Annotated in this window: 1 protein-coding gene; it reads left to right on the forward strand. The window is 29.5% G+C overall.

What is annotated here, in order from left to right:
- On the forward strand, nucleotides 1–692 hold a 692-nt coding region (locus A3842_RS32510; RefSeq protein WP_178382346.1), incomplete at both ends, for a hypothetical protein.

Here is a 692-nt window from a genome sequence, read left to right on the forward strand (position 1 = left end):
TAATGTTTTCTTTATGTATAGTCAGGAAATTGCAAATTCCTTTTATGAAGAGACTGTACAAAAGTACAAAGAAGAACTTCCTAAATATAAAATAATTGTTCAAAAAAATTCGGAGTTGGATTGGCCCATTGCAGAGTCTATGTTCTTTAAACCGTACTATAAAGAACCTATAGATTTAGTTTTAGTGGATGATATAAACTCGATTTACGAAAGTTCATATGAGAAAAATAAAACAATAATATTAGCTTTTGATTTCCCCAAAAAGAAGTTTATAAATGTTACTACAAAAATAGAAAAGGGAAGTGAAATAAGCGAATTTAATGTACAAAAGAATTTAATTAACGATTTTTCTAAAGCGACTATTTCGCCTGGAAATATCGATCTACCGACTCCGAATGGTAAAGGTGGATTTATTCTGGATGAAAATGATATAAACTTTAAAGGTAGCAATCCAACAATAATTAGTAATTATAGTGTGCTGTTTGATGAGGTGAAAATAGGTTTGAGGAATAAACTTTTTGTCTCATATTATATGCCTTATGAAATAAGCGATGGCGCAAAAGTTAAAATCGAGATAAGTGATGGAAATGATAAACATATAATTTATGAAAAGGATGTTTTACCAGAAGGGAATCTTTCAAGTAACAAGATAGATTTAAAGCCGTATGAAGGCAAGATTGTCGGTATTATAA

Source organism: Paenibacillus sp. P3E (assembly GCF_001909045.1).
GTDB lineage: Bacteria > Bacillota > Bacilli > Paenibacillales > Paenibacillaceae > Paenibacillus_AQ > Paenibacillus_AQ helianthi.